A 14,151-nucleotide genomic window follows, 5' to 3' on the forward strand; every position below is an offset into this window, starting at 1 on the left:
AAGGAACGACGGAGGGCGCCTGTTGCCGCAAATCCCACTTTTGCAATGAGGGGTCTCTTGGCAGTTCATTATCCAAAACACTGAGGTTCATGCGTTGACGGCTGCTGATCTGGAAGTGCCCGTCTAGAATTTAGGGCAGATCTCGGGGCTATGTCTTCACAGGCTTCCGAAACCACCTTGGCGGCGCGGCTTGGCGAAAAGGGCGACAGAGTGACTTTGAGGCTGATCAAACTGCCTTGCCGCAATTTGAATGACATTCGAACCTGGCAAACGGTTCTCTGATTAACCGTACGTCCTAAAAGCCAGTCGTTTAGTTGAGACGGTTTGCGGTGGCACTTCTTGCCACGTCGACCACACGGTCATCTCCAGACTGAATACAGCTGACCGGAACTTCGCCTCCCAGCTCACTTTTGGGCGAGGTCATCCACAACGCGCATTGCCACGGGGTCATTTCAACGGGCAGCGCCTTCAAAACATCTTCCATCAACGGAAACGGAGTACCATCTTCGGCAAACTGAAAAGATGGATACGCGTCAATACCTTCATATGGAACGGAGAAAACCTTTCCGCTTCGCTTCCAGATGTCGCCAATCCGCGTGATCAGCCGCGAGCCTGTCTTCCACTGCGCGTGTACCGCGCCCATGTCGAGCAAAGGGAACTTGCGGGAAAACTCATCCTTGCGGATGTCGCTGACAATACAGAACTGTTCTTCGAATTTGGCCAAGTACATCTGATTACACACCACACAAAAAAATATACACACGACAACACTGCCAGAACATCGCCCTCGCGAAAGTAAATCAATTCACATTCAAAAGAGGGCAACGGGGTAAAGCTGCTATCAAATTGATAACTTACTGTAATTAATGCAAACATTTGGGGACAGTGTTCCTCCCCCCTAAGGTCGACGAACCAGCTGAGCACTCTGATTTAACCTCATCTGGACAACAATAAACGTGAAGATGGTGTATTGATCACTAATTGCGGTGGAACGGAGTTGATCGGGCGCACTCGTTAACCGCGATGTCTTGATCCGGCGCTGGGTGACACATAGGCTCTCACCTCTCAGGTCGGGGTCAGTGCATCAAACTGTTTTGTCTACCAGTTGCACCAAGCAGGCCCAATCGAGCACTAAAGGTTGGCAAATCCTGCTCTTTCAGATGCACCTTCACTACAAGGCTCAGTTAGCGCTCTGAACCGTATCAAACCCGACCATGAAATTGTCATCAGAGTTTAATTTTGACATTCATTATGACATCTTAGCTCCGACAGGAAGTCGGATCTATGTCGGTAGTGTTGGTGCCAGGTTTCACACGCAGACGTTTTGTGGCGGGATCGCTCGCCTGTTTTGCTCTTGCGAGCAGGCTGTCGGCAACCGGAACGGCCAATCTGAAGACCTTCGCGAGAAAGATTGCGTTGAGCTCAAAGTGCAGATTGCTGCAAATTTTCAACCGGACTTGAAGCGCCAAAAGTGGTCATTGCCCGTGTTTAAGGTGCACCGTCGCGCTTGCCCCAGACCGAACGCGTTTGACCCACTAAACAGGTCAGCAGGTGCAATCGCGAATTTGGGGCGGTTCAGCCATTAGAAAGCCCGCCCCGTCGTGACAATTTGAAAACCATACGGTAGATGATCGGCCTTGCCAAAAAAAATCACTAATCGGCGCTGTACCAAATCGGCGATGTGTAAGCACGGTCCTGAACTTCTGCCGGAACAGCCTCAGGCAGCGGAATATCATAGAAAGCTGCGTCTATAGTCGTCCAACGTGGCTTTGGAATTTCGATTACTCTTACGTAATAAAATGCGTCGTTATTCGGGGCAAAATCTGGATCTTGCCAGTAAGCGGCGAGCTCCACAGAGCCGATGGAGTTGCGGTAGGTTGCGTTTTCAAAGTCTACCGTCGAGCCCACCGGTTCGCGCGCGCGACCATCCTCTCCGATCTCTCGGTCACCCGAGACGGATACGTCAAAAACCCGTTCATGGGTTTCGCCACTCTGGTCGATCCAGCCTTTGATGATTTGGACACGGTCAAGGTTAGCTCCATCCGGGTCGCGCAGTGCTTGGATTAAGAAGCTGGGCGAAACCCCTTCAGGTGCGTTCTTCAGGTCCCCGCCCATTGGCACGCCGTTCTGATACCCGTTGGAAACAAAATCCGAGGCGTACAGATCATCGGCATCGAAACCCCAGCCGCCAAAGACCCGGACTCGCATTCTTGGCCCGGTCGTCGCGTAGGCTTCCTTGCGCTTGATGGCACCGTGGACTTCTTCACGCGTGTTTTCGCGGGCCCAAACAGCGGTAAGGCCGGCAGCCGACTCTTGCGCCGTAATGATACGCAATGCCGGGTCTTCGGCCGGGATTACATCGAAGTTGTGGCGGTTCGCTGAAGGCTCTGTATGTTGGTATTTTCCGAAGTAGTTGTCTTCACGCGTCGTCGGGAGCGCGGTGTGCGTGTCGGTCGTACCGTAGAACCCGAACTTGAACGGGTTTATGCCGGTCTCCCGCTGAACCTCAAGCCCGACCTTCAAGGCGGAGCGTCCATATTCATAGCGCAGCATTTCAGGCGTCTTTGCGACCGTACCCGAGATATTTGCAACGTCCCACGTTTCGAAGTCTGCAAATTCATCATCAGGTGACAGATAGGGGTGCGTTTCCTCATCACCCTTGATCTGGGTTACTTCGTGCATGGGCTCCCAGCGGATACGTTTGGCGGCGTATTCCGCATCCATGGGCGTGCCGTCAAACTTGGTAGGTGCGAACATTATTCCATTGGAGACATTGCCGTTGTGAGGAACGGAAATCACGTTACCACCCGTCGCCTCTTCGTAGGCAGCCAGATAATCCCATAGGGGCTCGGGATCTTCACTTTCAAAGAATGAATATGGTCGAGTTCGACTGGTCTTATCGGCACCGTCGCCGAAAATTACTACGCGGTGAAGATTGTTGCCTCGTGGTGTCGATGTCCACTCGTATCCCGCCAGCGACGTGAACACTCCGGGTTCGTAGTAACCGTCGACTGTTTCCACAATCTGCTGCCAGAGGTCGCCGTCCAAATCCAGGCCAGCTGTCGGATCTCGGCCTTCGATTGATGCGATTTCGATGATGTCGGCAAAAGCCTCCATCCGACCTTCCTGCCCGGAATTGAACCTTTCATAGGTCAGGCGTCCCCACTCGTCAGCCAAGAGCCGAGGGTCTGCTGCGCGAACGGCGGTTGCAAGGCCCAACATTTCTGCGTGTTCGGTGATGGCGAGGAAATCAAGAGGCCTGATGAGTTGCACTGGTTGCCCAGTGTTTGAGGTTATCCTCTCCCCTCTGGCTACACGAAACGCGTCATGAATATTCAATGAGGTCCCAACAAGACCCGCGTCGAAAGAGATTTCTGTGTGGAAATGCAGATCCCCGAAGAGAACCTTATCGGGATAAGAACGGTCAACAAATGGAGAGTAGGTCTGCGTGGGAACTACAGTATCCGGAGGTACTTCGCCTTCGAAGCCTATTGCTTGTGTCCCAAATAACACCGCCAGCGCGGTAGTGGCTTTGAAAGATAACTTGGGTTGAAAATGAGTCCTCATGACTGCCCCCAGACAGAAAACTAAAGCCGGAGTGTAGGAAAAAACATGCAAAAAATCAAATATACGGGTGGGAAGGGTGAACCGCCCGGCAGCCGTACTCGTGGGCTGATTAGGGAAATGCAGAGTGGTTTGTGCTGCTACGCAATGCCAAAACTCGGGTAAGATATCAGGGCCCTGCTTTGCCATCCGGTCAACCTATTAACCAAGCACTTGGCCACATTGACTACTGCGAACTTCAAAAGACACCGACCAAACCCTGCGATGCATTGGAATACTTGACCGGGAACTCGCACTGTCTCGTGGCAGATGGTGCTTAAACTGGTTTTAAGGTACTTGAATGGAGATCGCTTGATCACAAACCGAGGCTGCGAATGTCCCCTGCCCGCCTCAACCCAAGCTCTTCCGGCAAAACCTCTCTCTGATTTTCCTTGGCTTGGCTCCGATTAATAGACAGGGGCTCTGGCCGTAACGGGACCGGTCCAAATTGGTCGATCCCGTTATTTGTTTGCCATCATCCTGTTCATGCAGGGAATTGTCGCGACAGGTAACGATAAAAGTCCCATATCGTTCCTTCATAGTCGCTAGGCGCGAGGTGGCCGGAAGGCGCATGGCGCGAACTGAGCGCCGACTGCATTTTCTCCAGCTTCTCGCGGTCCTCGCGATTTACCTCGTGCCATAGCTTGATGCGTTCTTCCAACTCATCCTGGGTCAGCTCGTCGCCATAGGTCGACATCGTCCATCGCACCCGGATGCAATCCACGGACAAAGGTTTGATGGACAAAGAAACTAGCAATGTCGCGGCCTGGCTGGCCACCTGAGCAGGGAAGACATTGAACAAGGTTGAGCGGCGCCGTTCGTCGTCGCTCAGCCCTGGTGCGCCCATGCCACGGGATTCAGCGCTTGATGGGTAGTTGGCGCAATAAGCCGTGAACGTGTCGTCGGATAAGGCCTTTCGGCTTAAACCGGTCGGAGTGTAGGGATGCAACGTTTCCGGATGCACGACCGACAAGTGGTACGCTTCCATGAAATTCTCGACAAGGCACTTCCAGTTCGTGTGCCAGTCTTCTTCAAACGTTGCGACATGGCGCATCCTGTCTGTCTGATAGTTGCCAAGCAAAACTTCCAGTTGCTCAAGTCGCGGCGCCAGCGGCTCTGCATCATCGTCCAGATTGACATAGATAAAGCCGTTCCACTGCTCACAGCGAAACTCTGGTAAGGCGCAACTGCCCTTTTTGACGCCTTTGTCACGCATGCGCGGCGCGTTCAAAAGCTCACCGTCTCGCGCATAGCTCCAGGCATGGTAGCTGCAGACAAACTTTCGGGTTGAACCAGACCCTTCGGCAATCGGCATGCCCCGATGGCGACACAGGTTCGACAAAACCCTGATTTGCTCGTCATCCCCGCGAACGACCAGCAAGGGTTCGTCGAAAAGCTGCGCTGTAAAATAGTCCCCGGCACTTGGGATTTCGTCGGCACGGCCAAGGCAATGCCACTCCTTGCTCAGGAATGTTTTCACCTCGAAATCAAAGAACTCGGGGTCCGTGTAAAACCATCCGGGCAAGCACTGCGCTTGCGACTCTGGCAGGGCCGCGACCTGATGGAGCATTCCCACCATTTCTGCGACCCGCTGCTTTCGAACCATTTGCATTTTACTGCGCGGCCTCCTGTCCGAAGACGCGGTTGAACCCGGCCGTCTTCTCGGCCAGATACTGCGTGAAGTCGTAAATCGGTCGTTCGAGGTAAGAGAGATGTCCGGCCCGCGCCGCGCCGGAGTTCAGACCTTTGAACACTTTTTCCGTACAGCCGCGGTCTTCGTCATTCACGTCATCCAGCAGCTTCTTCAGTGTCGCGATATATTCATCCGCCCTTGGGTCCGCCATGAATTCGGGAGACAAACCGCCGCCATAGACAATCGATACCTGACCCGTGCCTTTCGGGTGCAGCGAAAGATACCAGAAGTATCCCGGCGTCAGAGTGATCAGGTGACTTGGATAAAGCGTCAGCAGAGCGGTGGTCTTGCGCCAATCGCCCTCAAGGCGCGTGTTGTTCGGATGGGCGTTGCCCATCGGCAGCGACGCCTCTTTGGTGATCCAGTGATAATTGAAGTGCTTCAGCCCCGGCGGACAATCCATCTCCTCCAGTTTTGAATGTCCACCAACCGTCTGGGCGTGACACACAGGCAAGTGGTAGCTCTCCATAAAGTTCTCGGCCAGAACTTTCCAGTTTGTGTCCCAGACATGGGTCTCGCGGAAGCACTCGACATAGTTCTCCATGCCGTACTGGGACACCATCTCTTCCAGTTCGGACAGTTGCTGGGCCACCGGGGCTGAATCCGGGTTCAGGGTCACGTAAATCCAGCCCAGCCATTCCTCGCAGCGGATTTTGGGCAGCTTGTAGCTTTCCTTGCAAAAACCCGTCGTCTCTTTCATGAACGGTGCGCCGCGCAAGTTGCCTTCCAGATCGTAGGTCCAGGCATGATACGGGCAGACCAGAACGCGGGCGTTCCCTTCGCCTTCCACGATCGTCGACATGCGGTGCAGACAGACATTCGAAAACGCTTTCAGCCCTTCGGACTTGTCCCGAAGCACGACGATGGGTTGTTCCGCGACTTCAAGGGCAATGTAGTCACCGGGGTTTGCCAATCGGCTGGAACGTCCAACGCAGACCCAATCCTTGCCAAAAACATTATCCAACTCACTGCGCAGGAAATCCTGACTTGTGTAGACAGACGGAGGCATGGCAACCGCGTCTTCCATCGGCCGATGAGCGGCATTCAACAGTTCAGTAACTGCCTGGTCCAACGACATAGGTGGCTCCTCAATCATGCGGTGACCCCGATTTGCAGGCCAAGACAGCCTGTCATCCTCGGGCGATTTCATGTTGCACTCGAACTGAAAAATATAAAAACTTAAAAAAAATAGCCTTTAAGAAGGTAAAATATGGTTCGCTTTACTTTGCGCCAATGCACCTATTTTCGAACCGTCGCCGAATGCGGCGGCATTGCACAGGCCGCGCGTGTGTTGAACATTTCGCAGCCTTCGGTCGCGCAGGCGATACAAAAGCTTGAGGATGTCACCGGGTTGGTCCTGTTCGATCGCCACCATGCCCGGGGCTTGTCGCTCACGCTTCAGGGGCGCCTGTTTCTGGAACATGTCAAGGAACTTGAAGCGCAGGCTGAACGTGTCGGCACTCAGGCAAAGGCACTGCTTTCGGAAACGGCGGGCGAACTTCGGCTGGGCGCATTTCGAACCCTTTCACCCTTTTTCCTACCGACGCTCATTCGAAAATTTCAACGCACCTATCCGGATGTCCGGGTGTTTCAACAAGAGTATGGTCTGGCTGAACTTGGTGATGCGCTGCGAAACGGAGAGATTGATCTGGCTCTGACATACGACAGGGGCTGGTCACTGGATGGGCTGGAGATCGTCAGACTGGCCGCTTTGCAGCCGAAAGTTATTATTTCTTCAAACCATCCGCTGGCACAAAATGAAGAGGTTCGGTTATCTGACTTGCGCGATATTCCATATGTCATGTTCGACGGGCCAGGCAGCCGGACCTATTTCGAAGATTTGCTGAGAGAGGCGGCTCTTTATCCAGACATAGCCTATGCATCAAATTCGCTTGAAACCGTGCGCAGCGCCGTAGCTGAGGAATTCGGGTTCTCGTTTTTGATAATGCTGCCCGAGTCGACGACGACATATAGCGGAGGCACGATAAAAGCGCTGCAGTTGGTCGAAACCCTGCGTCCCCTAAACGTTGTACTTGCGTATCACAGAGATCTTCAGAGCAAGTTCATCAGGGGTTTTCAGGCACTTGCGAGTGAGCACTTTGGTGGCCGTTCTGAGGACCAAACTTATTGAGCAAAGTGCTGCAATCCGGCGACTGGACGCCTGATTGGCCGAAGCAAAGTCGGCTGAACACCAAGCTACACGCCATCTGCGACAGTCGTGGACGTCCCCTCAACCTGTTCGTTACGGCGGGATAAGTCAGCAACTACATCGGCGCGCGAGCGTTGTTGGCAGCCTGCCGTATGTCGACTGGCTGCCCGGAGATCGAGGATAAGACGCCGATTGGCTCCGGGAAGCATTGAAAAGCAAAGGGATAGGCGCCCGCTTCCTTGGCCACAAACAGCGCAAGAAAGCTTTAAGATACGACAATCGCCGCAAAAACGTCGCGTCAGATCGAGATTTTGATCGGCAGGCTCAAGGGTTGGCGGCGAGTCGCGACCCCATACAATGGATGCCCGAAGGTTTTCCTGTCAGCCATCGCCCTCGCCGCACTCATCATCTACTGGTTATGACTCCTGACCCTTGACCGCCATGCTTCAACTGGCGCTAGCATGAGAACCCAATGGGATCACGATGCTGCACCTCAGACCACCGAGTTCTTCCGACCTGCCCAGATCAAGACTGGCACCATATGCCGTGAGCAGATCCACTGCGATTGCCAGCCCCAAGCCGCTGCCGGTGACGGAGGTGTCGAGCCTCCCCCCGGAACGAAGCGCTTCGCGTCGGTCATTTTCGGGAATGCCCGGTCCGTCGTCTTCGATCCGAATTTCGATAAACTTGTCCTGCCGCGTCGTTGTCACCTGCACAATCTGCCGGCACCATTTCATTGAATTGTCCAGAAGGTTTCCTAGAACCTCTTCGATGTCCTGCTTGTCCATTCGAACCCACAGGCCGGGAATGGTCGCCACCTTTAATGTCTTCTGTTCACGCTCGGCCATCAGGGAAAACAGCTTTGCAAGCCGGTCGATGGAATTTGACAGGTCTGTACGGGAATGGGTCAGTTCGGCAGTGTTCATCGCGCGCATTCGCGCCAGAGAGCGGCCAAGTTGCGCATCGATCCGATCCAGAGATTCCTGTGCGGTTTTGATGTCCACCCCGGCCTCGGACAAACTATCCAGTTCATTCTGCAAAATCGCGGCCGGTGTCTTCAGCGCATGTGCAAGATCAGCCGCCTGCCTGCGGGACCCGGAGACGATGTCGCGGTTGCGTTGCAATAGCTGGTTGAGGTCCTGGACAAGCGGCGACACTTCCTCGGGGTAGTCTTCCGGTCTGAGGTCTTCGTCCACGTCCCAACGCTGGGCCACATCTGACCGCAGTTTGCGAAGCGGCCCAAGAATGGCCGACATCAGCAACAGCGAACCGGCGATGCCTATCAGGCCAACCAGCCCAAAAACCGGGATTAGGCTGCGTTGTGCGGCCCGGCGTTCCGCGATGAGCTTGTCGCGGTTTTCAGCGACGCTGATGCCCCAGATCGTGCCATCTTCATAGGTGATCTTCTGATATATGCCGCGGACCGCTTCATTCTCCGGCCCATCGGTGTTCCACAGCATAACTGTGTCGGGTGCATCTTGCGGCTCGGCGAGGGTTTCATCGAAAAGGGAAGCCGAGGAGTAAACTTCGCCTGCCTCGCTTGTCACCTGCCAGTATCGCCCGGAATATGGCGTACTGTATGCCGGATCGAAAATCAGATCACGCAGTGCTTCGGGATTGTCGGTGGTGACACTCAGTCCAACGATCAGTTGTGTGTGCCGGTCCCGAAGCGTTGTATCGAACTGCTGGGAAACCCGGGAATCGATGTAGGAAAAAACCGCCAGCGTGCCCACACCCACAGACATCGCTCCGGATAATATTCCGCCCAGCAATGCCCGTTGTCGCAGCGAAAGCATCAGGCAGAATCGATCATGTATCCGCGACCCCGAACCGTTGTGATCAGGTCCGGTCCCAGCTTCTTGCGCAGGCGCGTAATAAATACGGCAATTGTGTTGGAATCCCGATCCTTGTCATACTCATAGATATGTTCCGACAATTCAGTGCGCGAGATCAGGCGCCCGGGGTTATGGGCAAGATAGGTGAGGACGGCGATTTCCTGTGCGGTCAGATCAACCGGAATTCCGTCCACGGAGACACGCCCGTTTCTTGTGTCCAAAAGGACGCTTCCCATTTCGATGACCGGGTTCAGCTGTCCGCTCTGTCGCCGTAAAATCGCACGGACGCGGGCCGCCAGTTCGGGCATGTGAAAAGGCTTGGTCATATAGTCATCTGCACCTGCATCCAGACCGTCCACCCGCTCGCTCCAGCCGTCTCGAGCGGTCAGGATCAGAACAGGCGTCTTTATTCCGGCACTGCGCCAATCTCGCAAAACGGAAATCCCGTCACGTTCCGGGAGGCCGATGTCCAAAATGATCATGTCGTAGGGTTCAGTCGACCCCATATGCAGCGCATCAACCCCGCTATGGACTACGTCGACGATCCGACCTTCGGCGCTCAGTAGTTTTTTGATCTGCTCGCCCAGGCGCCGTTCGTCTTCTGCAAGTAGGATTCTCATGATTTGAAACTACAGGCGAATTGATGACGGATCATCAGTTATTTCTTGCCACCGCCATTGCCATTACCGCCACCGTTGCCGCCGCCATTACCGCCACCGTTGCCGCCGCCGTTGCCGCCGCCATTACCGCCACCGTTGCCGCCGCCATTACCGCCACCGTTGCCGCCGCCATTACCGCCGCCGTTGCCACCGCCATTACCGCCGCCGTTGCCGCCGCCATTACCGCCACTGTTGCCACCGCCGTTGCCGCCGGCGTTTCCATTGCCGTTGCCACCAGCGTTTCCATTGCCGCCACGATTGTTGCCGGAATTACCTCTGCTGTTACTGTTGGCGCTTTTACTATTGGCATTCTGCACGCTTCCGCTACCGGAATTGGACGAATTGCCGGGTTTCGCCCGCGCTGCATTTGTAATCTCGCGGCTGACGCGAGACCGGTTGGACACGACGACACCCGTCTGGGCGTCCACGATGACGCTGATGATCTTCCCGTCCGGTTTCTTGACCAGGATACGATAGTAAACCTTATCGGATTCAAAGGCGCGGGCGTCGACGGGGGTTCCGCCGAAAACCTTTTCAACGCCTCTGATAACCCTCTTCAGGCGAATGGCACCACCTGATGTTGTGGCGTGCCGCAATTCGGATTGTTTAAGCTCGCGCACAGCAGCGTTGCCGTCACCTGTCAAAAAACAGGTAATCAATCCCGCAGTTGCAAGCAGGTTCCCCAATCCTGAAAGTCTTAGCCGCACAAACATACTCAAACTCTACCGGCTTCAATGTGAACTGGTGATGAACCAGCAGTTAGGCGTGAGTTCAACCATAATATGGTCAAATGGGGTCAAATACATTTGCGTCCATCATGAAATGTTGACGCCTGAAGCAACACTGAGCCCGTGAGGTCCGTTATGAAAACCAAATTTTCCGGTCTGCTGAAAGCCTCCGCAGTCGCGATCTCCCTGATTGGGTCAACCGCGATCGTCGCGGCGTTCACGTTTCCCGACATTGCTTATGCGAAAGAAGGAAAAGGTGGCGGGAATGGCGGCGGGAATGGCGGCGGCAAAGGAGGAGGTAAAGGCGGCGGAAACGACGGCGGCAAAGGTGGTGGTAAAGGTGGTGGCAAGGGCAGCGATAACGCCGGAAAGGGGAACAAAGGTGCCGGAAAGGGTCAAGACGCCAAAGGCAAAGTGACTTCCAAAGGCGGCAGCAAGAAGTCTGCCGGGAAGACAGGTGGCAGAAAGTCCGCTTCCGGAAGCGGGAAATCGAACACGTCAAAGAGCGGCAATTTCTCTCTGAAAGATTTGTTTACGGGCAAGAAATCCAGCGACCGAACAGAAAAACCCAAGCGGAAATCGCAGCGCGTGACGCGGAGCACCGAGTCTGCCGTGCAGGTTGCAAAATCCGTTCGGCCGCTGTCCCGCAAAAAAGACGAGTCATGGGCTGAAATTCTGGGCGCACACCCCTCTGAACTGGGTGCGTTGAATGCCGCTCACGCCAGTGAGACCGCTCTGAAGAACGCCGCGCCCAACTCGCGTGTCGGTCGTATTGCAACATACCGCGATACGGTTCTGGAAGGAGACGAACTGCGCGACGACCTGCAAGACGCCCAAGATCTTCTGGACGGGCTGGAACCACCTTCACGTCCCATAGGTGAAATCGAAGATGATCTCGAAGCAGCCGAAGCTGATGTGCGCGCGGATGAAGAGCGCGTGGCGGAACTGGAACAGGAACTTGCCGACGCCGGGGGTACAGACCCACATATCGAAGCGCAGTTGGACGAGGCGAATGCCGAACTGCAGGAATCCATGGACACCGCTGCCGGGCTAGCTGCCGAACAGGAAGCTGCAAGCAACTACGACGACGCTGTTTCTGAAGTTGAGGACCTGCAGGACCAACTGGAGGATCAGACGCTTAGGGAACGTGAGGCGTTGGAGAATGCGGCCAACAAGCCGGTCACAGATGAAGTCGAAGCGGCGGTCAAGTCGTTGCTGGGGTTGTAAATCAGGAGTTTCGCACCTTTCCGAATTCGGAGGCGCGAGAGGTCGGGCCAGCCAAATCATTTCCAACCCCTTGGCTGGCCCTTCACCTGCTGAATGCCAAGACATAACTCGGATCACATCTGAATATGCAAAGAAAAAGCCCGCTCTGGCGCAGAGCGGGCTTTAGCTTCGTATTGTTCCTTGGGAAGACGACACCCAAGGGAACCGAGAGATCGTCTGCGGTAACTCAGACGTCCCTCATCGCCTCAATCAGTCGCTTGTTATTCACAATATTGATGAGTGCGTTTTCAATAGGAGGGAAGCGACCGCTGCTCGAATCTTTGTTTTTCGACACGCCGCTGCAGACGACAGCGCTGGATGATTGCTTTGCCGCGGGGGGGGTGTGCATCGCAATCGCTGTGGTAGTTTTTTCCATGCATGTTCCCTTCCATCAAACCGGACGCATTTCGTTCCGCCCGACTTAGTGAACCCAATATGGTCCAAAACGGTTGAACACTTAGAGAATACATTGTTCACTTTCAGTTAATGTTGTTTTCAGGTTGTAAACAAAAAACCCAGGATGAAATTTCACTCACATTTTGGTGGCCGTATTCGGAAACTTAAACCATTATCCTCCCGCATGCCTGTTTGATCTGCCCCACCCAAGTTGCCCAGTTTGGATGTTTGCGCGTGACTGATCTTGAGCCTCCCCAACTGAACTGGTCCGCCGTTATGTTTAGGCTCAGGGCCCATTGATTTCCGTTTGGCTGCGTGATTCATCGCGCTCAAAACGAGCGGTGAACATGTCTGATTTTTCTGGTTAAGCGACGAGCAGACGTCGCGTCTGGAGCCCTTCTTCCCAAAGTCCCACAGCAAACCTCGCGTTGATGACAGATGTGTCTTGAGTGGGATTATCTCTATCAATCGCAACGGGTTACGGTGGCGCGATGCAGCTAGGGAATTTGGGCGACACAAGACGCTCTACAATTGTTGGAAGCGATGGAGTGACAAAGGTATCTTTGCCCAGATGCTGGTCGGCTTGGCCGCCAACCAAGTCGAAGATAAGACGGTCATGATCCCCTCTCGGGATATTGCTCCGCAATGCCCTACCGGGCAGTGGATGCTACGTACGTCAAAGCCCATCGCACAGCGTCCAGTCTTGCGGTGAAAAAGGGGAGCGTGAACGTCTGATCGGGCGCACCAAGGGCGGCATGAACACAAAGTTGCATGCGGTTTGTAACAGTCAGGGACGCCCTTTGAATCTGTTTGTCACTGCCGGTCAGGTCAGCGACTACATTGGTGCGAGGGCATTGATCAGCAGCCTGCCAAATGTCGAATGGTTGCCGGGTGATCGCGGCTATGATGCCGATTGGATCAGAGAAGCGTTGAAAGACAAAGGGATACACGCGTGCATCCCAGGCCGCAAACAGCGCAAGACAACCGTCCGATAAGACAAGCGCCGCAATCGGATTGAGATTATGTTTGGCAGATTGAAGGACTGGCGCCGTGTCGCGACGCGGTACGACAGGTGCCCCAAAGTCTTCCTCTCAGCAATCGCTCTCGCCGCCTTTGCCATCTATTGGCTATGAGGCCTGAGCCTAGTCGCATTTTCATTTATTATTGTCCCGAGTTTGTCTTGCGATTGAAGCAGTTACATCAGTCTTGAAATGACGCTTTGATTCAAGGCTGTACAAGATAGGGAATTGAAATGTCTAGTTGGTGTGCTTCGTATTGCACACTCCGCTTTTAGACTTGCCTCATCCTGATCCGTGCAAACCCAGTCGCGCCACCGTTCAGTTGTTGCGTGCCATTTAGAACGTGAAGATGTGGCAAGCCTTGAGACACTGTCCCCGATCAGATGGCGGCACGGCAGTGAGTCTTCGATCAGTTTCCAGCACCAAACTTGTCTTGCTTGCTGTAAAATCAGAGGTCTCAAAGGGGCTTTTTCTCGGCCGCTCTACTTGCTAGGCCAAACTCTAAAGGGTCACTTTGGTCGAAGTGTCAGCTGGACAGTCATGGCCTGTTTAAACTCTGCAACCGTGCTTTGAGAAAGAATTCCCCGACAGGGCAATGCCTATGGCATCGGACCATGACATGACGTTTGTCCTTCAACGAAATCACATTGCCTTTCTATAGCAATGCACCTGCGTTATTGACGACGTACTTCTTTTTGGTCCCATCGACGGAAATCCCACAAACCTCGAATTCGGTGGCCGAGTTTTGCGTGTCAAAGTATGAAACACTATTGAGAGCGAAATTTATCCGCCCCACACAGGAA

10 protein-coding genes and 2 pseudogenes are annotated in these 14,151 nt (G+C 54.2%); 5 read left to right on the top strand and 7 right to left on the bottom strand.

The window, feature by feature from the left end; genetic code table 11:
• Positions 1–310: 310 nt before the first annotated feature.
• From ACR0JW_RS08005 to ACR0JW_RS08020, 4 genes are all read right to left on the bottom strand, one after another.
• A complete protein-coding gene (locus ACR0JW_RS08005; RefSeq protein WP_170678032.1) occupies positions 311–730 on the bottom strand; it encodes a hypothetical protein in 420 nt (139 codons plus the stop codon).
• Positions 731–1,653: 923 nt separating this feature from the next.
• Positions 1,654–3,753: a DUF3604 domain-containing protein gene (locus ACR0JW_RS08010; RefSeq protein WP_480713793.1), complete on the bottom strand. Its 2,100-nt coding sequence runs from the start codon at positions 3,751–3,753 to the stop codon at positions 1,654–1,656.
• A 334-nt stretch (positions 3,754–4,087) separates the two neighbouring features.
• Positions 4,088–5,209, bottom strand: coding sequence for an aromatic ring-hydroxylating oxygenase subunit alpha (locus ACR0JW_RS08015; RefSeq protein ID WP_480713794.1), 1,122 nt, complete (start codon positions 5,207–5,209; stop codon positions 4,088–4,090).
• A gap of 7 nt (positions 5,210–5,216) precedes the next feature.
• Positions 5,217–6,374, bottom strand: a complete 1,158-nt coding sequence (locus ACR0JW_RS08020) for an SRPBCC family protein (RefSeq protein WP_170678036.1) — start codon at positions 6,372–6,374, stop codon at positions 5,217–5,219.
• A gap of 132 nt (positions 6,375–6,506) precedes the next feature.
• Between ACR0JW_RS08020 and ACR0JW_RS08025 the strand changes: the two genes are divergently transcribed.
• The gene (locus tag ACR0JW_RS08025) at positions 6,507–7,427 is read left to right on the top strand and encodes a LysR substrate-binding domain-containing protein (protein WP_170678038.1); all 921 of its coding nucleotides are present in this window, start codon (positions 6,507–6,509) and stop codon (positions 7,425–7,427) included.
• A gap of 24 nt (positions 7,428–7,451) precedes the next feature.
• Positions 7,452–7,867, top strand: a pseudogene (locus ACR0JW_RS08030) (transposase family protein); the annotation flags it as partial.
• A 24-nt stretch (positions 7,868–7,891) separates the two neighbouring features.
• Here the strand turns inward: ACR0JW_RS08030 and ACR0JW_RS08035 are convergent.
• Entirely contained in the window at positions 7,892–9,241 is a 1,350-nt protein-coding gene (locus tag ACR0JW_RS08035; RefSeq protein ID WP_170678040.1) for a sensor histidine kinase, read from the bottom strand.
• On the bottom strand, positions 9,241–9,900 hold the full coding sequence (locus ACR0JW_RS08040; RefSeq protein WP_170678042.1) for a response regulator transcription factor: 660 nt from the start codon (positions 9,898–9,900) through the stop codon (positions 9,241–9,243). Before ACR0JW_RS08040 ends, ACR0JW_RS08035 begins: the two co-directional genes overlap by 1 nt.
• Positions 9,901–9,923: 23 nt before the next feature.
• Between ACR0JW_RS08040 and ACR0JW_RS08045 the strand changes: the two genes are divergently transcribed.
• On the top strand, positions 9,924–10,517 hold the full coding sequence (locus tag ACR0JW_RS08045) for a hypothetical protein (RefSeq protein WP_480713795.1): 594 nt from the start codon (positions 9,924–9,926) through the stop codon (positions 10,515–10,517).
• Between the two features lie 285 nt (positions 10,518–10,802).
• Positions 10,803–11,894: a hypothetical protein gene (locus tag ACR0JW_RS08050; RefSeq protein ID WP_480713796.1), complete on the top strand. Its 1,092-nt coding sequence runs from the start codon at positions 10,803–10,805 to the stop codon at positions 11,892–11,894.
• Positions 11,895–12,120: 226 nt separating this feature from the next.
• Here the strand turns inward: ACR0JW_RS08050 and ACR0JW_RS08055 are convergent, their stop codons facing one another.
• The gene (locus ACR0JW_RS08055; protein WP_170617162.1) at positions 12,121–12,309 is read right to left on the bottom strand and encodes a hypothetical protein; all 189 of its coding nucleotides are present in this window, start codon (positions 12,307–12,309) and stop codon (positions 12,121–12,123) included.
• A 408-nt stretch (positions 12,310–12,717) separates the two neighbouring features.
• On the opposite strand from ACR0JW_RS08055, the pseudogene ACR0JW_RS08060 reads away from it, so the two are divergent.
• Positions 12,718–13,462 (top strand): annotated as a pseudogene (locus ACR0JW_RS08060) (IS5 family transposase).
• Positions 13,463–14,151: the final 689 nt, after the last annotated feature.

This window comes from Ruegeria sp. BG6, assembly GCF_056538465.1.

What these genes read in the sequence shown, in the direction of transcription:
- ACR0JW_RS08005 (WP_170678032.1), bottom strand. Translation starts at nt 730, where the DNA reads ATGTACTTGGCCAAATTCGAAGAACAGTTCTGTATTGTCAGCGACATC.
- ACR0JW_RS08010 (WP_480713793.1), bottom strand. Translation starts at nt 3,753, where the DNA reads ATGGCAAAGCAGGGCCCTGATATCTTACCCGAGTTTTGGCATTGCGTA.
- ACR0JW_RS08015 (WP_480713794.1), bottom strand. Translation starts at nt 5,209, where the DNA reads ATGGTTCGAAAGCAGCGGGTCGCAGAAATGGTGGGAATGCTCCATCAG.
- ACR0JW_RS08020 (WP_170678036.1), bottom strand. Translation starts at nt 6,374, where the DNA reads ATGTCGTTGGACCAGGCAGTTACTGAACTGTTGAATGCCGCTCATCGG.
- ACR0JW_RS08025 (WP_170678038.1), top strand. Translation starts at nt 6,507, where the DNA reads ATGGTTCGCTTTACTTTGCGCCAATGCACCTATTTTCGAACCGTCGCC.
- ACR0JW_RS08035 (WP_170678040.1), bottom strand. Translation starts at nt 9,241, where the DNA reads ATGCTTTCGCTGCGACAACGGGCATTGCTGGGCGGAATATTATCCGGA.
- ACR0JW_RS08040 (WP_170678042.1), bottom strand. Translation starts at nt 9,900, where the DNA reads ATGAGAATCCTACTTGCAGAAGACGAACGGCGCCTGGGCGAGCAGATC.
- ACR0JW_RS08045 (WP_480713795.1), top strand. Translation starts at nt 9,924, where the DNA reads ATGACGGATCATCAGTTATTTCTTGCCACCGCCATTGCCATTACCGCC.
- ACR0JW_RS08050 (WP_480713796.1), top strand. Translation starts at nt 10,803, where the DNA reads ATGAAAACCAAATTTTCCGGTCTGCTGAAAGCCTCCGCAGTCGCGATC.
- ACR0JW_RS08055 (WP_170617162.1), bottom strand. Translation starts at nt 12,309, where the DNA reads ATGGAAAAAACTACCACAGCGATTGCGATGCACACCCCCCCCGCGGCA.